The 20,675-nt window shown below is 75.5% G+C and carries 13 protein-coding genes and 1 other RNA gene; 8 read left to right on the top strand and 6 right to left on the bottom strand.

Annotation, left to right across the window (positions count from 1 at the left end; translation table 11 throughout):
- Positions 1 to 42 precede the first annotated feature (42 nt).
- From LG943_RS19115 to LG943_RS19095, 5 genes are all read left to right on the top strand, one after another.
- A complete protein-coding gene (locus tag LG943_RS19115) occupies positions 43 to 894 on the top strand; it encodes a Nif3-like dinuclear metal center hexameric protein (protein ID WP_270073688.1) in 852 nt (283 codons plus the stop codon).
- An 88-nt stretch (positions 895 to 982) separates the two neighbouring features.
- The gene (locus tag LG943_RS19110) at positions 983 to 1,726 is read left to right on the top strand and encodes a zinc ribbon domain-containing protein (protein WP_270073687.1); all 744 of its coding nucleotides are present in this window, start codon (positions 983 to 985) and stop codon (positions 1,724 to 1,726) included.
- Between the two features lie 373 nt (positions 1,727 to 2,099).
- The gene (locus LG943_RS19105; protein ID WP_270073686.1) at positions 2,100 to 3,431 is read left to right on the top strand and encodes a bifunctional RNase H/acid phosphatase; all 1,332 of its coding nucleotides are present in this window, start codon (positions 2,100 to 2,102) and stop codon (positions 3,429 to 3,431) included.
- Between the two features lie 82 nt (positions 3,432 to 3,513).
- Positions 3,514 to 3,901, top strand: an RNA gene (rnpB, locus tag LG943_RS19100) — RNase P RNA component class A.
- 441 nt (positions 3,902 to 4,342) lie between these two features.
- Positions 4,343 to 4,474: a hypothetical protein gene (locus LG943_RS19095; RefSeq protein WP_270073685.1), complete on the top strand. Its 132-nt coding sequence runs from the start codon at positions 4,343 to 4,345 to the stop codon at positions 4,472 to 4,474.
- Between the two features lie 67 nt (positions 4,475 to 4,541).
- Here the strand turns inward: LG943_RS19095 and LG943_RS19090 are convergent, their stop codons facing one another.
- The 3 genes from LG943_RS19090 to LG943_RS19080 form a co-directional block, all read right to left on the bottom strand.
- Positions 4,542 to 6,920 (bottom strand): bifunctional SulP family inorganic anion transporter/carbonic anhydrase, encoded by a 2,379-nt coding sequence (locus LG943_RS19090; protein ID WP_270073684.1) that lies wholly within the window; start codon positions 6,918 to 6,920, stop codon positions 4,542 to 4,544.
- A gap of 250 nt (positions 6,921 to 7,170) precedes the next feature.
- On the bottom strand, positions 7,171 to 9,663 hold the full coding sequence (locus LG943_RS19085; RefSeq protein ID WP_270073683.1) for a hypothetical protein: 2,493 nt from the start codon (positions 9,661 to 9,663) through the stop codon (positions 7,171 to 7,173).
- Between the two features lie 470 nt (positions 9,664 to 10,133).
- Positions 10,134 to 10,715 carry a YbhB/YbcL family Raf kinase inhibitor-like protein gene (locus LG943_RS19080; protein ID WP_270073682.1) on the bottom strand — a complete coding sequence of 194 codons (582 nt, stop codon included), beginning with the start codon at positions 10,713 to 10,715 and terminating at the stop codon, positions 10,134 to 10,136.
- A gap of 1,139 nt (positions 10,716 to 11,854) precedes the next feature.
- Here LG943_RS19080 and LG943_RS19075 point away from each other — a divergent pair.
- The gene (locus tag LG943_RS19075; protein WP_270073681.1) at positions 11,855 to 15,160 is read left to right on the top strand and encodes an AfsR/SARP family transcriptional regulator; all 3,306 of its coding nucleotides are present in this window, start codon (positions 11,855 to 11,857) and stop codon (positions 15,158 to 15,160) included.
- Between the two features lie 13 nt (positions 15,161 to 15,173).
- On the opposite strand, the gene LG943_RS19070 is transcribed toward LG943_RS19075, so the two are convergent.
- The 3 genes from LG943_RS19070 to LG943_RS19060 all read right to left on the bottom strand — a co-directional run bounded on the left by LG943_RS19070 (position 15,174) and on the right by LG943_RS19060 (position 17,937).
- Positions 15,174 to 15,968, bottom strand: a complete 795-nt coding sequence (locus LG943_RS19070) for a sporulation protein (RefSeq protein WP_270073680.1) — start codon at positions 15,966 to 15,968, stop codon at positions 15,174 to 15,176.
- Between the two features lie 155 nt (positions 15,969 to 16,123).
- On the bottom strand, positions 16,124 to 16,951 hold the full coding sequence (locus LG943_RS19065; RefSeq protein WP_270073679.1) for an ABC transporter permease: 828 nt from the start codon (positions 16,949 to 16,951) through the stop codon (positions 16,124 to 16,126).
- On the bottom strand, positions 16,948 to 17,937 hold the full coding sequence (locus LG943_RS19060; RefSeq protein WP_270073678.1) for an ATP-binding cassette domain-containing protein: 990 nt from the start codon (positions 17,935 to 17,937) through the stop codon (positions 16,948 to 16,950). Before LG943_RS19060 ends, LG943_RS19065 begins: the two co-directional genes overlap by 4 nt.
- 216 nt (positions 17,938 to 18,153) lie before the next feature.
- Here LG943_RS19060 and LG943_RS19055 point away from each other — a divergent pair, with 216 nt between their 5' ends.
- A complete protein-coding gene (locus LG943_RS19055; RefSeq protein ID WP_270073677.1) occupies positions 18,154 to 18,615 on the top strand; it encodes a PH domain-containing protein in 462 nt (153 codons plus the stop codon).
- A complete protein-coding gene (locus tag LG943_RS19050) occupies positions 18,612 to 20,504 on the top strand; it encodes a PH domain-containing protein (RefSeq protein WP_270073676.1) in 1,893 nt (630 codons plus the stop codon). Before LG943_RS19055 ends, LG943_RS19050 begins: the two co-directional genes overlap by 4 nt.
- The last annotated feature ends 171 nt before the right edge of the window (positions 20,505 to 20,675 follow it).

Raw genomic sequence — 20,675 nt, 5'->3', positions numbered from 1 at the left:
GGGCGCCGTGGGCACGGCGGCTGAGCCGCTAATCTGCGGTCCGTGACATCGACTCCCGCTAACCCCGCATCCCCGCCCGCCCTGGGCGACGTGCTCGCCGCCTTCGAGCGGATCTACGACCCCGCATGGGCCGCCTCCTGGGACGCGGTCGGCCTGGTGTGCGGCGACCCCGCCCAGCCGGTGCGGCGGGTGCTGTTCGCCGTGGACCCGGTGGCCGCCGTGGTCGAGGAGGCCCGGGAGTGGGACGCCGACCTGGTCATCACCCACCACCCGCTGCTGCTGCGCGGCGTCACCAGCGTCGCCGCCACCACGCCCAAGGGGCGGCTGGTGCACCGGCTCATCGGCGCGGGCATCGCCCTCTACACCGCCCACACCAACGCCGACACCGCCGTGCCCGGGGTCTCCGACGCGCTGGCGGCGGCCGTGGGGCTGACCGGCGACCTCGCCCCGCTCGACCCCGACCCCGCCGACCCGGCCGGGCGCCGGGGCATCGGCCGGATCGGCACCCTGCCCGAGCCCGTCGCGCTGCGCGAGTTCGCCGCGCGCGCCGCCGAGGGGCTGCCGCGCACGGCCGGGGGCATCCGCGTCAGCGGCGACCCCGACCGCCCGGTGCGCCGTGTGGCGGTCTCCGGCGGCGCCGGGGACTCCCTGCTGGGGCGCGCCCGCGCCGCCGGGGTGGACGTCTTCCTCACCTCCGACCTGCGCCACCACCCCGCCTCGGAGTTCGCCGAGCACGGCGGCATCGCCCTGATCGACACCGCGCACTGGGCCAGCGAGTGGCCCTGGCTGGCCGACGGCGCCGCCCGACTGGCGAGCGCGCTGGGCGACGGACGGGCTAACGTGGAGATCCGCGTATCGGAGATCGTCACCGACGCCTGGTCACTGGCGATCTGACCCGCCCCCGCACCACCTGATCCCTTCGGCGGCCCCGCGGCCGGCCGCCACCGCCTCCAACGCCGCACACAAGGAGCCTGGAACCCAAGTGAAAGCAGAACCCGCCGACCAGGTGCGCCTGCTCGACCTACAGGAGATCGACAGCCGGCTGGCCCAGTTGGCCCACCGGGTCCGCACCCTGCCCGAGATCGCCGAGATCCAGCGGCTCGACGCCCGCCTCACCGAGCTGCGCGACCGCAAGGCCGCCGTCGCCACCACCCTCTCGGACCTGGACCGCGAGCAGCGCAAGGCCGAGTCGGACGTGGAGCAGGTGCGCGCCCGCGCCGAGCGCGACGCCAAGCGCCTGGACTCCGGCCAGGTCGGCTCGCCCAAGGACCTGGAGCACCTCCAGTCGGAAATCGTGTCGCTCCAGCGCCGCCAGAGCGAGTTGGAGGACATCGTCCTGGGAGTGATGGAGCGCCGCGAGGCGGCCGAGGCCGAGGACGCCGAGCTGGACAAGGAACTGGCGGCGGCCCAGGCCGAACGCGAGGCGGCCGAGGACCGGCGGTCCTCGGCGGTGCTGGAGATCGAGGCCGACCGCGACAACGAGGCCACCCGGCGCGAGCGCGTCGCCGGTGAGATCCCCGGCGACCTGCTCACGCTCTACACCAAGCTGCGCGACCAGTACCAGGGCGTGGGCGCGGCGGCGCTGCGCTACGGCCGCTGCGAGGGCTGCAAGCTGGCGCTGAGCACGGCTGAACTGGGCCAGATCCGCCAGTCGCCGCCCGACGAGGTGCTGCGGTGCGAGGAGTGCCGCCGCATCCTGATCCGCACCGAGGAGTCGGGTATCTAACGCCGGTTTTCCGGATTCCCGATCCCGCCGGTTCCTGCGGTTCCGGCGGGGACGTCTGGGGCGCGCGAAGGCGACCGCCGGACGGCGTCCCGTCCTTCCGGACGCCGGGTCCGGCATGCCGCGCCCGACGGCGGGTATCCACCCGCCGCCGGATCGCCGCTCCCCTGAGGGCGGCGGGCCGGGACACACACAGACGACGACGCGGAGGCAGGCAAGGCATGGAGGACGAGGTCGGGCGGGCGGCGCGGTGGCGCACGGCGCGGGGGACGGCGGCACGGCGGCCGGAGCGGTGGTGGCCGCCGCGCGCGGCGGCTTCCGCACCCGCGGCGCTGACGGCGGTGTCAGCGGTCGCGGCCGGACGGGAGGCGGGCCGATGAGCCGCCGCCTGATCGTGGAGGCCGACGGCGGCTCGCGCGGCAACCCCGGCCCGGCCGGGTACGGCGCGGTCGTGCGCGACGCCGCCACCGGCACCGTCCTGGCCGAGATCGCCGAGTCCATCGGGACCGCCACCAACAACGCCGCCGAGTACCAGGGCCTCATCGCCGGCCTCGCGGCGGCGGCCCGCCTGGACCCCGCCGCCGAGGTCGAGGCGCGCCTGGACTCCAAGCTGGTGGTCGAGCAGATGGCGGGCCGCTGGCGGGTCAAGCACCCCGACCTGCGCCCGCTGCACGAGCGCGCCCGCGACACCGCCGAGCAACTGGGCGCGGTCCGCTACACCTGGGTACCGCGCGCCCGCAACGCCCACGCCGACCGGCTCGCCAACGAGGCCATGGACGCGGCGGCCGAGGGGCGCCCGGTGCGGCTGGACACGGCGGAGTCGCCGGAGCCCTGGGAACCCGTGGGCGCCGGCGCGGCCGCGTCCGCCGAAGGCGCGCCCGGCGGCGGCACGGCGGGTGCCGGAGCCGACGCGTCGGCGCACGGCGGCCCGGCGGCCCCGGCCGAGGGCTCGGGCGCCTCCGAGGACCCCGCCCCGGCACCGGCCGACGCGGGCGCGGCGCCCGACCCGGCCGCCGACGCCGACACCGGCGCGCAACCGGGCGTGGCCGGGTCCGCCGCCGCCACCGGGTGGGCCGCCCCCGACACCTCGCCGACCCGGCTCATCCTGCTGCGGCACGGCGAGACTCCGCTGTCGAGCGAGCAGCGCTTCGCGGGCGTGGGCGACATCGCGCTCACCGACACCGGGCACGCCCAGGCCCGCGCGGCGGCCCGCCACCTGGCCGACAGCGGGATCGACGCCATCGTGTCCTCGCCGCTGCGCCGCACCCGCGACACCGCCGACCCCATCGCCGCCGAACTCGGCCTGAGCGTCGAGGAGGAGCCCGACCTGCGCGAACTCGACTTCGGCGCGTGGGAGGGCATGACCTTCGGCGAGGTCCAGGAGGCCCACCCCGAGGAACTCGCGCGCTGGCTGGCCAACCCCCACACCGCGCCGTTCGGCGCCGAGAGCTTCGCCGAGGTCGCCCACCGGGTCGCCGAGGCCCGCGACCGGCTGCTGTCCCGCCACGCCCGCAAGACCATCCTGGTCGTCAGCCACGTGACCCCCATCAAGGTGCTGCTCCAGCAGGCGCTGGGCGCCCCGCCCGAGGCGCTGTTCCGCATGCACCTGGACGTGGGCTGCCTGTCGCGGATCGACTGCTACAGCGACGGCCCGATGGTGGTGCGCGCCCTCAACGACACCGGCCACCTCACCGGCCACCTCGCCTGAGCCGCACCCCGTGCGCCCCTGTGCGCCCCCGCTCCGCGCCGCGCCCGGCGCAAAGCGGGGGCGATACACTTGCGGGCAGGGGAGAGTCGGCCAGGCGGTCGCGGCACCGCGTGCGGTGTCGAGGAAAGTCCGGACTCCACAGGGCAGGGTGGTCGGTAACACCGACCCGGGGCGACCCGCGGGACAGTGCCACAGAAAGCAGACCGCCACCGGCCCGACCGGTGGTAAGGGTGAAACGGTGGTGTAAGAGACCACCAGCGGCCGGAGCGATCCGGTCGGCTAGGTAAACCCCACCCGGAGCAAGGTCAAAAAGGGGGAGCGATCAGTTCCCCCGCGCGAACGCTTGAGGGCGGCCCGCCCGAGGTTCGCGGGTAGACCGCACCGAGGCTGACGGCAACGCCAGTCCCAGATGGATGACCGCCCGGTCCCCAGCGGACCGACAGAATCCGGCTTACCGGCCGACTCTTCCCCGCGCAGCCCCTTCGCGCGGCAGTTCTGGTGTGCCGCCCTGCCTCCGGCAGCTCCGCCGCGTGCGCGCGGCCCCGGCATCGCGCCGCCCGCGCCCCCGGCACTCCCGTTTCGGTCGCCCGCTGCCGTGCCATCCAACGGGTCATCGGACCTGTTGCGGGCGAACTCCCCTCCGACAATCCGTGGTGTCGTGAGCACGCTCGGCGATGGAGACGGCGGCGGGGGAGCGGCCCGGCCGACGAGGCGACGGCCGGACGGGGCCGGAAGGGCGCAAGGGACGGGTGCCCGGGTGCGGCCATAGTGCCTCGAATGGGGCGACCCGGCGCCGGGCGGCGTTAGATTGGGGAGGGTCATGACGGCCCCCGGATCGCCGCCGCCCGGGGGCTTTCGCGGGTGCCGATCGGCGCCCGTGCCGCAGCGATTCGGGTATCGGTGAGAATACGTTGTCCTCCACGACCTGGGTGATCCTGTTCGCCCTGCCGATCATCGCGATCATCGCGATCATCGCGTTCGCCAGGTATCACTCCTCCGAGGTCCAGCAGGACGGGCGCGACGACCTGCCGGACGACAAGTGACGCACCGGATCCCCCGCGAGGGCGGCGCCGTCGGCGCGGCACCGCCCTCGGGGGATCCGTCAGGGGATCAGCCCGCCGGCGAGGGGTCCTGCGTGCGCGCGGAACCCGCGGGGTCGGAATCGGCGGGCGGCGCGCCCTGCGGCGGCACCGCCCCTTTGGCCGCCGAGCCCGGCGGCCCCGCGTTGAGTTCGGCGGCGGGTATTGGCGCGAACTCCCCGGTCGCGGGGTCCAGGACGGAGATCTCGGCGGTCTCCAGGTCGTAGTACATGCCGGTCAGCTCCAGGCGGCCCTCCTCCTGGCGGCGGCGCACCACCGGGTAGGTCAGCAGATTCTCCAACTGCTGCACCACGTTGGCCTGCGACAGCAGCCGCATGGCCTCGGGCGCGGGGGTGTCCAGCAGTTGGGAGCGGCCCGCGCGCACGGCGCTGGCCTCTCCGTGGCCCAGCCACCGGCCCAGGTGCGCGAGTTCGGAGTCGGGCGCGCCGGTGCCCTCCAGCAGCGCCTTCATCGCCCCGCAGTTGGAGTGCCCGCACACCACCACCGAGGGCACCTCCAGCACGGTCACCGCGTACTCCACGGCCGCGCCGACGGAGTCGTCGGGCTGCCCGGTGCCCTGGCGCGGCACCAGGTTGCCGATGTTGCGGACCGTGAACAGGTCGCCCGGCCCGCTGGCGGTGATCACGTTGGGCACCACCCGGGAGTCGGCGCAGGTGATGAACAGCGCCTTGGGGTGCTGGCGGTGCGCCAGCCGGCTCATGATGGAGCGCATGCGCCCGGCCGTGCTCGCGTGGTACTCGCGCGCGCCGCTCAGCAGCAGCCCCGAGGGCGGCGCGCTGTGGTCGAAACCGCGCATCTGCCAGGGCGCCCACCAGCGCGACAGGCCGCTGGGCGTGGTCTTGTCGGCGGGCGGGGTCTGCCGCGACCGCCGCTCGTACCAGTTCTCGTGGACCTCGTCGATGTCGACGCTGCCGCCGGTGCGCTCGTGGTCCAGCCGCCAGGCGTGGATGGACTCGAAGGCGGCGTGGTCCATGAAGTCGACGTGCAGGTCGAGGTCGACGTGGGTGCCGCTGGGCACGGTGCGCAGCACGTGGGCCACGCGCGGCACCCCCAGGAAGGTCAGCGAGCCCTGCACCACGATGTGCCAGCGGCCCTCGAACTCCTCGGTGAGGACGGTGACCCGGGTGAGGCGGCGCAGCGACACCAGGATCGCCACCGCGAACCCGATGATCACGCCCTCCAGCAGCCCGAACACCACCACGGCGCCCAGCGCCACCAGGTAGACGCTGGCCTCGCGGTGGCGGCGGAGGTCGCGCAGGCGCGCGAGGCTGATCATCTGGGCGCTGATGAACACCAGCAGGCCCGCGAGGGCCGCCATGGGGATCTGCTCCACGGCGGTGGCCAGCAGCGCGATGAACACCACGACCCACACGCCGTGCATGATGGCCGACAGCGGGGTGCGCGCGCCCGCGCGGGCGTTGGCGGTGCTGCGCACGATCACACCGGCCACGGGCAGGCCGCCCAGCGCGCCGCTGACGGTGTTGGCGGCGCCCTGGCCGATCAGTTCGCGGTTGAGGTTGGCCCGGGGGCCGTCGTGCAGGCGGTCGACGGCGATGGCGCACAGCAGGGTCTCCACGCTGGCCACCAGCGCCACCGTCACGGCCCCGATGGCCACCCCGTGGAGGTCGGCGCGCTCGGGCAGCAGCGGGCCGCTCCAGGCGGCGGCCAGGGAGTCGGGCAGGTCGACGCGTTCGACCGGCAGTTGCGCCAGGCTTGCGAAGGCCGTGGCCCCGGCAACGGCCACCAGGGCGGCGGGCAGCAGGCGGATGCGGCCCACCACCGGCAGCCGCGGCCACACCAGCAGCACCGCGATGGTCAGCACCCCCACCGCCACGGCCGGGGTGTGGTTGTCGAGGAGCTGGCGGGGGAGTCCGGTGATGTTGGCGATGGCCGAACTCTGCGGCTCGCCGCCGAGCAGGACGTGCACCTGCGCCAGCCCGATGGTGATGCCCACCCCGGCGAGCATGCCGTGGATGACCGCCGGCGAGACCGCCAGCGCGGCCCGGGCGATGCGGAAGGCGCCCATCGCGATCTGGATCAGCCCGGCCAGCAGCGTGATGAGGCAGGTGACGCGCCAGCCGTAGGTGTGGACGAGGTCGGCGATGATGATGGTCAGCCCGGCGGTCGGGCCGCTGACCTGCACCGCCGAGCCGCCCACGGCGCCGGCGACGATACCGCCGACGGCGGCGGCGATGAGCCCGGCCACCAGCGGCGCGCCCGAGGCGACGGCGATGCCCAGCGACAGCGGCACCGCCACCAGGAAGACCATGAGCGACGCGGTGAGGTCGGCCGGGACGTTGCGGAGTAAGGGGAGGGAGTGGAGACGGGACAGCGGGGCGGTGCCCGCCTCCCGGGGCGCGGTCGATGTTCCCTGGGCGTCGTGACGCATGGTTCCCCCCGATGGGCGTGAACGAAATGGCGCTCTGGGACAGCGGCCGTGCGAAGGATCAGTGAGCCGACCTCGGAACCTGACCCACCGAACGCTGTTGGACACCCAAGGTAACGAATCCAGGCGGTGAATAACTGGACACGCCAAGTGATGTGGATAACCGGTTTTTGTGGCGGAAGGACCGCTCTGGCCTCTTGCGTACGCGAAGGGGCGGGGCGCATGGTGCGCCCCGCCCCTTCGTTGGTCCCGGCTAGCGGTACCGTCCGTCGTTGTAGCCGTACCCGCCCTGGTCGTAGGGCGGCGGCGCGTTCTCAGGATCGTGCTGGTCAGGGCGGCCGCCGCCGTAGGCGGGCCACTCGCCCGAGGGGGCGTCGTAGCCCGGGCCCGCCGGGTAGCCGCCGCTGTAGGGCTCCCCGGACTGCGGGTACCCGCCGAGCACGTCGGGGTAGCCGGAGTAGGGCGGCCCGATCGGATCCGGGCCGCCAGGTTGCCCGGGACCGGGGACGCCCGGCCCGGTGGGCGGGGTCGGCCCGCCGGTCGGAGCGGGTCCGCCCGGGGCGCCGACGCCGGAGTACCCGCCCGGACCCTCGGGTCCGCGCGGCGGCGCGGGGTAGGCGCCGCTCTCGTAGGGGTCGCGCCCGTAGGGGCCCGAGCCGTAGGGGGAGGGCGGCTCGTAGCCGGTGCTGCGCGGCGCCATGGACGGCTGCTCGCCGGTGGGGTCGCTCCAGCTTGGTTGCTGCTGCTGGTCCCACAGCGCGGCGGGCGGGGCGCTGTAGCCGTACCCGCCGCCGGGCGCGGCGGCCGGGGGCACCGGCGGCGACGCGGGCTGCGGAGGCTGCGGCTGCGGCGGCTCGGGCGCCTGCGGGGCGGCGTAGGAGCCCGTGTCGAAGGAGCCGGTGTCGAAGGAGTCGCGCGAGAACGAGCCCGTGGTGTACTGCGTCGGCGCCGACGGCGCCCCCGCGCCCCCAGCGGGGCCGGCCGGACCGCTCGCGGGCGCTCCCGCACCCGGAGGCGGGGTGAGCCCGCCGGGCGGGGTGCCCGCGCCTGCGGGGCCGCCCGGCCGCGCGCCGGGGCCGGGCGCGGTCGGCGGCACGGCGGGCCGCTGGTGAGAGCCGGTCTCCAGGCTCGACCAGATCGGGGAGTCGGCCTCGGCCGGGGTGAACGACGGGTCGGTCAGCGGGTCGCCGCCGCCGGAGCCCCGGCCGCCCGGGTAGGACGTGCGGCTGTGGGAGCCGGTGTCGTAGGGCGAGGCGCCCGAGGGGGGCTCGTAGCCCGGCCGGGTGTGGGAGCCGGTGTCGTAGGAGGGCCGCGAGGAGGTCCCCGTGTCGAAGGGGGACCGGCCGGCGGCGCCGGGCTCGTAGCCGGAGCGGCTGTGCGACCCCGTGTCGTAGGAGGAGCGGGGCAGCGGCCCGGAGTCGTAGGAGGGGCGGCTGTGGGACCCGGTGTCGTAGGGCGAGGCGCCCGACGGGGGCTCGTAGCCGGGGCGGGCGTGGGAGCCGGTGTCGAAGGACTTGGTGTCGAACGAGCCGGTGTCGAACGACCCGGTGGTGTAGGAGCCGCTCGGCGAGGTGCCGGGGTCCAGCGGGGAGCGCCCGGCCGCGCCGGGCTCGTAGCCGGAACGGGCGTGGGAGCCGGTGTCGTAGGAGGAGCGCGACAGCGGCCCGGAGTCGTAGGACGGTCGGGCGTGCGACCCGGTGTCGTAGGAGGTGGATCCCGAACCGCTCAGCGGGGCGGGGCCGCTCAGCGGGTCGCGGGAGTAGGACCCGGTGTCGCGGGTGTCGCGGGGGGTGTCCCAGCGCGCGGTGCGGTCCGTGGCCGAGCCCGAGCCGGTGCCCGAGGCGCCCGAGGTGGGCGCCAGCGGGTCGAGGGGGTCGACGGGCGAGGCGGCGGACCGGCCGGTCGCGCCGGTGATCGGCCCGCTGTGCGACAGCGGAGCCGCGGCGCCCGAGCCGCCGGCGGGGCCGCCCAGCGGGTCGCCCAGCGGGTCGGGGGAGGCGGGCGCCGAAGGCCGCTGCCCGGCGCTCGGCAGGGCGCGCGGGTCGGCGGCGCCGGCCTGCGGGCGGGACTCCTCGGCCCGGGAAGCGTCGGTGCGCGGGGTTTCGGCCCCGGTGCCGGGGGTTCCGGTTCCGGCTGCTGGACCCGAGCCCTGGCCCAGGCTCGCCAGCACGGCCAGCCCCGAGGCGTCGCCGGGGTCGGCGGCCTGGGTGGCGGCGGGCGCGGGCGCGGCCGGGGCGGCGGGCTCGGCGCCCGCGCGGCGGCGCGAGCCGCGTCCGGAGTCGCGCCGGGGCGCGGGGGCGTCGTCGTCATCGTCGTCGGGCAGCGCGGCCATGGCGGCCGTGGACTCGGCGCGGGTGTCGCGGCGCCCGGCGAAGGGGCGGTCGTCGTCGCCGTCGGAGTCGTCGCCGGAGAGGCTGGACCAGAAGTCGTTGTCCGACAGGCCCCCGGAGTCCTCGTCGTCGTCATCGTCGCGCGCGGCGGCGCGGCCGCGGCGGGAGCGCGAGCGGGCGGGCGCGGACTCCGCGCGCGAGCGGCGCTCGCGGCCGCGCGAGCGGGAACCGCCCTCGCGGTCGACGTCGGCGTCGCCGGCCTCGGCGTCCTCGCCCTCGTAGTCGTCGTCTTCGTAGTCGTCGTCGTAGCGGTCGTCGGCGTTGCCGGCGCTGAGCGCCCGCATTCCCAGCAGGATGAGGACCAGCACGATCAGGACCACGATGATGGCGATGATCGCGATAAGCGCAATGGTCATGGTGAATGCACCACCCTAGGGCCCGCGGCCTGGTAGAGGACAGAGCTGCCACCGGCGGTGGTGATGTGGCTGGCCGGTGTGGAGGCGCGCGGAGCGGGGGCGGTGGGCCGCGCTGAGGGGAGCGGGCCGTACCGCGCGCTGAAGCGGTCTCGGGAAACCGTGGCCCGTTCGGGAGCCCCCGCCACGACGCGGAGCGGATCGCCGCCAGGCGGCCGGCCGCGCGCGGGCGCGGTGGGCAGGCCGGGCGCGGCGCCGGGGACGCGACCCGTCGCCGGGCGCGGGCGCCGATGCGAGCGCTTGCACGATTCGGTCATGAGGTAATCAACGGGGGGCACGGACCCACTTTATGCATAGATGCGGCATGAGTGCAGAGGGCGACGGACGCTTCCCACGGTTCGCGCGGGGCCGCAGGAGGCCCCGCCCCCGCGCGACCGCCGTCGACGGCGCCCGCCTGCGGGTGTCCGATTTCACTACTCATTGGTAACTGTAAGGGAGCCCCGTGCCACGGCCCGGTCGGCGATGGCGTCCAGGGACTCGTCCAGCGGCGCGTCGTTGGGCAGGTCGACCTCGCTGTTGAGCGCGTACAGCGTGAACCGGATCTCGCTCGCGCCGTCCTCGGAGAAGCACGGCGGGTCGTAGGCCGGTTCGCCCTCGCTGTTGAGGCCCTGCTCGCCCGGCTGGGGCACGGTGTTCTGCCGCAGTTCCGCGCTCTGCGGGTCCAGGCCGTAGAGCACCCAGAACACGACGGCGTCCTCGGGGGCGTCCACCACCAGCGCCAGCGACTGCGTGACGTCGCCGCCGGGCAGGCCCGACCACTGGAGCGAGGGGGAGACCCCTTCGCCGTCGCAGGTGTAGAGGTCGGGTAGCGCCTCGCCCTCCTGGAGCATCGTGCTCATCAGGTTGATCTCGTCGCTGAGTTCGGCGTCGGTGCCGGAGGGCAGCGTCCCGCACCCCGCCGTTGCGGCCAGCAGCAGCGCGGCGCCGCCCGCCGCGGCGGACCGCGCTCCCGCGCGGCGCGATCGGGGTGAACGTCGGCGTTCGACCGGGAACATGGGACTCCTGCGAAACGATGCGTCGGTGGCTCCTGCGGCGCCGCGGCGCCCCGGACGCGGTGAGGGAGGTGCGTACCGGGCGCGTGCTGCGGCGTCCCACCGAACCCTACTGCGGTCGGCGGAGCGATGAGCCCGTTCGCCCACGGGATGGAGCAACGCTCGGCGGCACTCCGGCCGGGCGGACACATCGCCCCGGGGAAGCGGGGGAGTGGAGGCGCGGGGCTGCGGGGGTTGGGCCGGGCGGGCACCGTGTCGGGAGGCGGGTGGTGCCGGTGGCGACGGGGCTGCGACGGCGGCGGGTGGTGCGGGCCGCGCCGGGGCGGCGGCGCGGGCCGGGCACGCGGGCATCGGTGCCGGCGGTGGGCGGCGGAGCCCCGGACCGACTCGGCGAAGGCAGCGGTGCGGGAGGTCGGCGAAATCCGCGCTGCGGGAGAAGGGGCACCGCTGAGGCGTCCGATTTGACGCGAATGCCCCACTGTTCGGCTCAATATGAGAGACGGTGGGGGCGATCGCGCGGCGAGATGCCGCTGCCGTTCGCCATTTCGCTCAGAAGTCGCGACAGGCGGCCGTTGCAAACGGGCCCGCGCACCAAATCGGGCAGCAAGCGGCGAAAGTTGTCTCACATGTTGGGCATGGAGGTGGTAGGCGCTATGGATGGCGCCCGAGTGTGGGCTCCTGTGGGCTTCACTGCCAGGGCAAACCGGGCCAAGGGTGACATGGCAGGTAGTTGAATCCTGCATTGCCGCGGCTTTTCTTCGCCGGGCTCCGCGCCAGGCGCGACCGGCCGATGGTCGGACCGCGCAACGTCGCCCAATCCGCCGCCACCCGGCCGCCCGACGACCAACCCGAGCCCCCGCCGCACCCGTCGCCGCCTCGTCGGGTGCTCACGCCGGATCCTTCGCTTGCGAGGGTCGCAGGCCCGGCCCCTGTCGCCCTCGCCGCCTCGTCGGAGCCCGCACGGCGATCCTTCGGTCGCGGTCATCGCAGGCCCAGCCCCCGCCGCCCCCCTCCACGCACCGCGCCGGCTCATCCACCACCGCTGGCCGCATCAGGCCACCGCCCCCGCCTTCCGTCGGGTTTTCCACAGCTCACCGAAAACCCGTTGAGCCCGCTTTGGTGGCATCGGGAATCATGGACCTGTGCGGTTCTCCATCCTCGGCCCCCTCGTCGTGCACGGCGACGACGGCGCGGCGCTCCCCATCGGCGGCACGCGGCTGCGCCGCCTGCTGGTCCTGCTGCTGCTCTCCCCGGGGCGCACCGTGCGCAGCGAACGCCTGGTGCGCGGCATCTGGGCCGACGAACCCGCCCCCGTGAGCGCGGGCAACGCCCTCCAGGCGCTCGCCTCCCGGCTGCGCCGCGCCCTGGGGCCCTCGGCGCCGCTGCACGGCGACCCCACCGGGTACCGCCTCGACGTCGACCCCCGCAGCGTCGACCTCGTCCGCTTCGAGGACCTCGCCGACCAGGGGCGGCGCGCCCGCGCCGAGGGCGATCCCGCCACCGCCGCCGCGCGCCTGGCCGAGGCGCTGGAGCTGTGGCGCGGCCCCGCCCTGGCCGACCTCAGCGGCGCGGGCGCCGGCGGCGCCGACGACGTCGCCGTGCGCCTGGCCGAATCCCGCCGCGGCGTCGAACTCGACCTGCTCACCCTGCGCCTGGACCTCCACGGCGCCGACTCCGTCCTGCCCGACATCGAGGCCGCCGCCGCGCGCGAGCCCCACGCCGAGCGCCCCGTCGAACTCCTCATGCGCGCGCTGGCCGGCGCCGGGCGCCAGGCCGACGCGCTCGCCGCCTACGACCGGCTGCGCCGCGCCCTGGCCGACGACCTCGGCATCGACCCCTCGCCCCAGATCCAGCGATTGCACGTCCGCCTGCTGCGCGGGGAGCTGACCGCGCCCGCACCGCCCGCGCCCCGGCGCGAGACCCCGCCGCCCCCACCCGCGCCCCCGCGCCCGGCCCCCGTCAAACGCCTGCCGCACCACCTCACCAGCTTCATCGCCCGCGAGGACGAGCTGACCCGGGTGCGCGACCTCCTCGCCCGCGAACGCCTGGTCACCCTGATCGGCCCCGGCGGCGCCGGCAAGACCCGGCTGTCCATCGAGGCCGGCGCCCGGTTCGTGGAGGACCACGCCGACCTCGCCGCCGGCGTGTGGTTCGTGGAACTCGCGCCGCTGCGCGAGGGCGCCGACATCCCCCACGCCCTCCTCGCCGCCCTGGGCCTGGGCGACTCCGCGGCCATGACGGTGTCCTCGGCCACCGCCCACGTCCCCGCCATCCTCGACCGCGTCGTCGACTTCATCGGCCGCCAGGACCTCCTCGTCGTCATGGACAACTGCGAGCACCTGGTGGCCGAGACCGCGCAGGTCGCCGAGCGCCTGCTGGCCGCCTGCCCCGGGCTGCGGATCCTGGCCACCAGCCGCGAACCCCTCGGTATCGCCGGCGAGCGCCTGCTGGGCGTCCCCTCCCTGGAACTCCCGCCCGAGGACACCCCCGCCGACCGCGCCGGCGACTACGCCTCGGTGCGCCTGTTCGCCGAACGCGCCCGCGCGGTCCTGCCCGAGTTCACCGTCGACCCCGCCAACGCCGAGCACGTCGTGCGGGTCTGCCGCGAACTCGACGGCCTGCCGCTGGCCCTCGAACTCGCCGCCGCCCGGCTGCGCGCCATGCCGCTGGCCCACCTGGCCGCCCGGCTCAGCGACCGCTTCCGCATCCTCACCAACGGCAGCCGGTTCGCGCTGCCCCAGCACCAGACCCTCCAGGCCGTCGTGGACTGGAGCTGGGAGCTGCTGGACGACACCGAGCGCACCCTGCTGCGGCGGCTGTCGGTGTTCGCCGGCGGCGCCACCCTGGACGCCGTCGAGGCCGTCTGCGACCTCCGCGGCGGCCCCGACGTCTGGTCGGTGCTGTTCGCGCTGGTCGACAAGTCCCTGGTGATCGCCGACGTCCCCGAAGACTCTGACTCCGAACCCCGCTACCGCATGCTGGAGACCGTGCGCGCCTACGGCGCCCAGCGCCTGGCCGAAAGCGGCGAGGAGCCCGCGCTGCGCCGCGCCCTGGCCCACTACGTCCGCGACCTCTTCCGCGAGGCCGACCCCCACCTGCGCGGCCCCGAGCAGTTGGCGTGGCTGACCCGGCTGCGCCAGGAGCACGACAACCTCACCGCCGCGCTGCGCTGGGCCGTGGCCGAACGCGACACCGACCTCGCCCTCGACCTGGTCGCCGGGTCCGCCTGGTACTGGCAGATGGTCAACACCTGGACCGACCTCGTGCGCTGGTGCGGCGAGATCCTCGACCTGGTGGGCGACCGCGTGCCGCCCGGGCGCGCCGCCGCCTACGCCCAGTGCCTGACCACCAGCGTCATCGGCGACCAGCCCGCCCTGGTCGACACCGCGGTGAAGAGCCTGCTGCGCGCCGAGGAGATCCTGCTGGAGGCCGGCGACCACACCGAGGACCACCCCGCCCTGTTCTCGCTGCCGCTGCTGCTGGGCATGCTCGGCTACGACCCCGCCGCCCGCCTGGCCCGGCTGGACACCGTCGCCCAGACCCACCCCGACCCCTGGACCCGCGCCTGCGCCCGGCTGTTCGGCGGCCTGCTGGCCTCCCACCAGGGGCGCGGCGCCCAGGGCCGCGAATGGGTGATGGACGGCCTGGCGCGCTACCGCGCCATCGGCGACCGCTGGGGCATCGCCCACGCCCTCACCTGCGCCGCCGACGTCGTGCGCTACAGCGACCCCCAGCGCGAACACGAACTCCTCACCGAGGGCGGCCGCCTGGCCGACGAACTCCACCTGCCCGGCCTGGCCACGGTGTTCCGCGTGCGGCGCGCGGTGCTGATGGCCGCGCGCGGCGCGGTCGCCGAGGCCCGCCGCGAACTCGCCGTGGCCCGCGGCGCCCTGCCCGACCCCGAGACCCGGGTGTTCCTGCGCGTGGGCGAGGCCGACGTCGCCCGGCTGGCCGGCGACCCCCTGGCGGCCGACCAGCACCTGGCCGACCTCACCGCCGCCGTCCAGGACATGAGCGAGGTCATGCGCACCCAGGTGGAGCCGCTGGTGCAGGTGCGGCGGGCGCGCACCGCCATGGCGCTGGGCCGCACCGCCGAGGCCCGCACCCGGGTGGCCGCCGCCTGGGACACCCTCAACCCCTTCATCGGCGAGATGCACGCCGCCGAGGTCCTGGAGGCGCTGGCCGAGGTGCTGGCGGGCGCCGCGCCCGAGCGCGCCGCGGTGGTCCTGGGCTACGCCGAGGCCGTGCGGGGACTGCCCAACGACGCCGACCCCGAGGTCGCGCGGTGCCGCCGGCGGGCGCGCGACCTGCTGGGCGCCGACGAGTTCGACCGCGCCTACGCCCAGGGCAGCGGCGCCGACCGCGCCACCATGGCCGCGCAGGTGGCCGGCTGGCTGGCGGAGTGGCGCCCGGCCCGCCCCGCCGGGCCGGGCACCCCGGGCGCGTGACCCGCGGGGCCGCTCAGCCGAACAGGCCGCGGCGGCGCAGCAGGGAGTCCACCTGCTCGGCCACCACGGGGGCGAGGTCGGTGCCCGCGCCGGCGACGGCGGCGTGCTCGACCCGGAACCGGCCGAACCGGTCCTGGCTCTCCAGGAACAGCCCGCCGCGCTTGTCGACCTCGATCAGCACGTCGACCCCGCGGTCGTCGGCCACGAAGGACAGCTCCATCTCGTTGAGCCGACCGGCGTAGCGCGGCGCCGCCCGGTACTCGAACTCCTGGTAGAGCGGGAACTCCTGGCGGGTGCCGTGGCGGGTGCCGTGCTCGATGTCGGTCTTGACCAGGCCGAACCCGAGCCGGTCCACGGCCTCCAGCACCGCCCGCTGCGCCGGCAGGGGGTCGACCCGCACGGGGTCGAGGTCGCCCTTGTCGGGCTGGCCGCCGATCACGACGTCGGTGCTCAGCCCCAGCGCCGCGCGCGGCAGCGGGCGGCCGTCGACCTCGGTCAGCGGGCTCTGGAGGGAGACGGGGTACTCGAACGGCAGCCGCCGCTGCTCCCCGGCGGCCAGCACGAACGGGCCGCTGACGGCGACCCGGGAGAACTCCATGGTGGTCTGGCCCTCGTGGTCGCCGATCTCGACCTCGACCCGGGCGGCCAACGACACCGCGATCTCGTCGATGCGGGCCTCGACCTCACCGCCCACGAGGTCCACGCGGCCGACCAGGCGGTCGCCGGGGCGCACGAGCGGCTGCTCGATGACGGTGTCGATACTGGGGCCGCCGATGCCGAACGCGGCGAGAAAACGCTTGATGCCCATGCCGTCCTCTTCCGGTGCAGGGGGTGGGGACCGCCGCGCGCAGCCAATCGCACACGCTCACGGTGCTCACCCGTCCGACGCGCACGGCACCGTGGGGGTTCCCCGCCCGCGCGCGGCCATGCCGGGCGCGGGCGGGGGAGGGGAGGGGGAAGGGCTCAGGCGCGGCGCCGGTAGGCGCGGGTGGCCAGCGGGAAGAACACGGCGGTGAGCAGCACGCTCCAGCCCGCCACCCACAGCAGCGGCTCGCCGGCGGGCTGACCCTCCAGCAGCGCCCGCATGGCGTCGATGACGTGGGTGACCGGGTTGAACTCCGCGAAGGTCTGCATGAACCCGGGCATGCGCTCGGTGGGCACGAACGCCGAGCTGGCGAAGGTCAGCGGGAACATCCAGATGGAGCCGAAGATGTTGACCGCCATCGGGGTGCGCAGCAGCAGCCCCATGAACGCCGACAGCCAGCACAGCGCGAAGGCGAACACCATGACCACGGCGGTGGCCGCCACCAGCCCCACCGCGCCGCCCTCGGGGCGGTAGCCGATCAGCATGGCCACCAGCACCACCATGATGACGGTGAGCAGGTAGCGCACGAGGTCGCCCAGGATGGCGCCGATCAGCGGGGCCGAGCGGGCGATCGGCAGCGACCGGAACCGGTCGAAGATGCCCTTCTCGATGTCGGAGTTCAGCGCCACGCCGGTGCCGATGGTGGCGAAGATGACCGACTGGGAGATGATGCCCGGCGTGATGAGGTCGCGGTAGGCCCGCCAGTCGCCCATCATCGCCTCGCCGAAGACGAACACGAACAGGGCGACGAACATCAGCGGCATGAAGGTCAACCCCAGGACCTCTTCGGGGTTGCGCTGGATCTTCAGCAGGCTGCGCCAGGTCAGCAGCGCGCCGTGGCGCACGGTGCCCAGCGGGGTGATGCGCTGCGCGGTGGCGGGGCCGGCCGACAGCGGCGAGCGCTCCGCCGTGTTCACGGCGCTCATGCGTGGGTCCTCTCGGTGTGGTCGGCGCCGGCGGGATCGTCCTGGGCCGGGGCGGGTTCGGCGGTGTGGCCGGTCAGGGCCAGGAAGACCTCGTCAAGGCTGGGCTTGCGCAGGGTCAGCTCGGCCACCTGCACGCCCGCGTCGTCAAGGCGGCGCACGACCTCGGGCAGCACGGCGGTGTCGCTGACCGAGGCGTTGGCCGCGCCGTCGCCCGAGCGGACCTCGGCGCCGGTGACGGCCTCCACGATCCGGGCGGCCTCGGGCAGCCGCGCGGCCTCCACCGGGCGGACCTGGAGCACCTGGGAGCCCGCGCGGGTCTTGAGCTGGTCGGGGGTGCCCTCGCTGATGACGCGGCCCCGGTCGAGGACCACGATGTCGTCGGCGAGCTGGTCGGCCTCCTCCAGATACTGCGTGGTCAGCAGCACGGTGACGCCGTCGCGCACGAGGTCGCGCACGACGTCCCACAGCTCGTTGCGGCTGTGGGGGTCCAGACCGGTGGTGGGCTCGTCCAAATAGAGCAGGCTGGGGCGGCCCACCAGGCTCGCCGCGAGGTCGAGCCGGCGGCGCATGCCGCCGGAGTAGGTCTTGGCCGCGCGGTCGGCGGCGTCGCTCAGCGCGAAGCGGTCGAGGAGTTCGGCGGCGCGCGCCCGGGAGTCGGGCCGCGAGAACCCCAGCAGGCGGGCGATCAGCACGAGGTTCTGGGTGCCGCTCAGGTCCTCGTCAACGGCGGCGTACTGGCCGGTCAGCCCGATCAGGCGGCGCACCGCGTGGGGTTCGCGCACGACGTCGTGACCGGCCACCAGCGCCCGGCCGCCGTCGGGCCGCAGCAGCGTGGCCAGGATGCGGACCGTGGTGGTCTTGCCCGAACCGTTGGGGCCCAGCACGCCCAGGACGGCCCCGGTGCGGGCGGTCAGGTCCACGCCGTCCAGCGCCGTGTTCCCCTTGAACCTCTTGACCAGGCCCTCCACATGGATGGCGTGAGTCATCGTTCCTCCCAACGTCCGTTCATGCCTCAAGTCTGGTCACCGGTACTGACAAAGCGCTGATAACGGGTGCGCGGCGCTGACAGGCGGCCGTCAGCGCGGGCGCCCGCCGCCCGGCGGCGCTGACGCGGACGCCGCCGACGCCGCCCCCTCTACACTCGTGCCGTGACGACTCGACTGAGATCCCCCGCACATCGTGTTTCCCGAAGATCGGTCACGATGTGGACCCTCCAGATGGCCGTGTCGGCCGTGATCGTCACCGCACTGCTGTGCGCCGCGGCCTGGGGACTGCGCGCGGCGTCGTGGTTCTGGGTACCCGACCCCGTGCTGCGCTACGCCTGGTGGCTGCCCGGCCTCTACGGCGCCTACGCGCTGGTCCGCGCGGTGGTCGCCCCGCGCTGGCGCTACCGCGTGCACCGGTGGGAGGTCACCGCCGACGTCGTCTACACCCGCACCGGCTGGCTGAGCCGGCAGTGGCAGTTGGTCCCGGTCAGCCGCATCCAGACCGTCGACCACCGCCAGGGCTGGATGGAGCGGCTGTTCCGGGTGGCCACCCTGGAGATCCAGACCGCCTCCCACGCCGGGTCGACCACCATCGCGGGGCTCGACGCCGCCGACGCCCAGCGCATCTCCGAGGAACTGGCCGAGCGCGCCACCGAACTGCGGGACGACGCCACGTGAGCGGCCCCGGCCCCACCGAGCCGCCCCACGAGCCGACCCCTGGGCCGTCCGCCGAGCGGCCACACGAGCCGCCCCGGAAGCCCGGGGCCGGCGGCCCCGGCCCTGAGCAGCCGGGACACCCGCCGGGAGCGGCAGGCGGCCCCGCCCCGGACCGGCCCGAGGCCGGGGAGCGGGTCCCCGACCCCGCGCGCCCGCCGGCGGAGACCGACGCCCCCGCCGACGCCTCCGGCGGCGCGCCGCCGCCCGAGGCCCCCGCCGCCGTGCCGCCGCCCGAGCCGGCCCGTCGGCTCAGCGCGCTGACGATGGTCACCGCGCCCATCGCCTACCTGCGCAACTTCCTGGTGCCCGTGGTCATCGCGCTGGTGGCCGGCACCTACAGCGTCAACCCCTGGGTGCTGGGCAGCACCGGCGCCGCCATCGTCGCCATGCTCGTCGGCGGCCTGGTCACCTGGCGCACCTTCCGCTACCAGGTCAGCGCCGACCGCCTGGAGATCCGGCGCGGCCTGATCAGCCGCTCGCGCCGGTCCATTCCCCTGGAGCGCATCCGGGGCGTGGACATCACCGCCACCCTGCTGCACCGCGTGCTCGGCCTGGCCGTGGTCCGCGTCGAGGCGGCGGCCGGCGGCGAGGCCAGCGAAGAGGGCAAGCTCGACGCCGTCACCGCCGCCGAGGCCGAACGGCTGCGCCGGGTGCTGCTGCACCGGCGGGCGGTGCTGCGCGGCGAGAGCGCCGCACCGGCCGGCGCACCGGTCCTCGCCGAGGGCGCCGCAGTGGCCGAGGGCGCCGCGGCGGGCGCGCCGGGTGCGCCCGCCGCCGCACCGGCGGGGACCGCCCCCGGCGACGACGGCGACGGCGACGCCGACACCGAGACGTACTTCACCATGCCGCTGAGCTGGTACTTCTACGCGGTGCTGAGCCTGGCCTACCTGCTGACCCCCTTCGCCGCGCTGGCGGCGGTCTCGGGCGTGGTCAGCCAGGGCCTGGGCGACGCCGCCGCCGAGCGCAGCGTCCAGGACGCCGGCGAGTTGGCCCGCGACCTCTACCTGCGCACCTCCGAGGGCGGCACCCTGCTGCTGGTGCTCATCGCCGTGGCGCTGCTGCTCGTGGTGCTGGCGGCCATGCCGGTCTTCGCGGTCGTCTCCTACGCCATCGCCCACTGGCAGTTCACCCTCCGCCGGCGCGGCCACGCGCTGGTGACCGAGCGCGGCCTGTTCACCCGCCAGAGCGTCACCCTGGAACTGCGCCGCATCCGGGGTCACGAACTGTGGGACAACCCGCTGGAGCGGCTGCGCCGGGTCGTGCGGCTGCGCGCCGTGGTGACCGGTCTGGGCCAGACCGCCACCCGCGCCGCCCTGCTGCCGATGGGGCCGCGCGCCACCGTGGAGTCGGTCGTGGAGCGGGCGCTGCTGCCGTTCACCGGCCCGCTGCTGCGCCACCCGCGCGCGGCGCTGGGCCGCCGGCTGTTCCGGGCCGTGGCGCCCTTCGCCGCCGCCGCGGCCGTGGCCGCGTTCACGGCGCCGACGTGGGTGGCCGTCGCCCTGGGCGTGCTGGCCCTGCTGGGCGTCCCCCTGGGCGTCGACCGGTACCGCAACCTCGGCCACGGGGCCGACGCCCACCAGGTCAGCGTGCGCTCGGGGTCGCTGCACCGCGAGCAGTCCGTGGTGCACCGCGAGGCGATCATCGGCTGGAAGTGGCAGCAGTCGCTTTTCCAGCGCCGCACCGACCTGGTGAACCTGCAACTGGCGGTGGGCGCGGGTCCGGGCGGCTACACCGCGATCGACGCCGACATGGCGGAGTCGGTGGCCTTCGCCGAAGGGGTCACCCCCGACATGGTGCGCCCGTTCGTGGTGCGCGAGCCCGCCGCCGACCCCGCGCCGCCCCGAGGCTAGGGCGTGTTTTATGGATACTCGCCCTACTGCGCGGGCGCCCCAGCACCACTCTCGCTGCGTTCTCGTCGGTCGACAGGGAACCACCCTGACTCCCTCCTCGGCCTTGCGAGAGCGGCACTGGTCCCTACCCGGCGCCCCGCGCGGGGGCGCTTCGCGCCTGGCGCGGGGCGC

Source organism: Streptomonospora mangrovi, assembly GCF_027604915.1.
Taxonomy (GTDB): domain Bacteria; phylum Actinomycetota; class Actinomycetes; order Streptosporangiales; family Streptosporangiaceae; genus Streptomonospora; species Streptomonospora mangrovi.
The sequence above is the reverse complement of the archived record's forward strand: the minus strand, read 5'-3'. Positions and strand labels throughout refer to the sequence as shown.

What these genes read in the sequence shown, in the direction of transcription:
- LG943_RS19080 (WP_270073682.1), bottom strand. Translation starts at nt 10,715, where the DNA reads ATGTTCCCGGTCGAACGCCGACGTTCACCCCGATCGCGCCGCGCGGGA.
- LG943_RS19105 (WP_270073686.1), top strand. Translation starts at nt 2,100, where the DNA reads ATGAGCCGCCGCCTGATCGTGGAGGCCGACGGCGGCTCGCGCGGCAAC.
- LG943_RS19060 (WP_270073678.1), bottom strand. Translation starts at nt 17,937, where the DNA reads ATGACTCACGCCATCCATGTGGAGGGCCTGGTCAAGAGGTTCAAGGGG.
- LG943_RS19055 (WP_270073677.1), top strand. Translation starts at nt 18,154, where the DNA reads ATGTGGACCCTCCAGATGGCCGTGTCGGCCGTGATCGTCACCGCACTG.
- LG943_RS19085 (WP_270073683.1), bottom strand. Translation starts at nt 9,663, where the DNA reads ATGACCATTGCGCTTATCGCGATCATCGCCATCATCGTGGTCCTGATC.
- LG943_RS19070 (WP_270073680.1), bottom strand. Translation starts at nt 15,968, where the DNA reads ATGGGCATCAAGCGTTTTCTCGCCGCGTTCGGCATCGGCGGCCCCAGT.
- LG943_RS19065 (WP_270073679.1), bottom strand. Translation starts at nt 16,951, where the DNA reads ATGAGCGCCGTGAACACGGCGGAGCGCTCGCCGCTGTCGGCCGGCCCC.
- LG943_RS19090 (WP_270073684.1), bottom strand. Translation starts at nt 6,920, where the DNA reads ATGCGTCACGACGCCCAGGGAACATCGACCGCGCCCCGGGAGGCGGGC.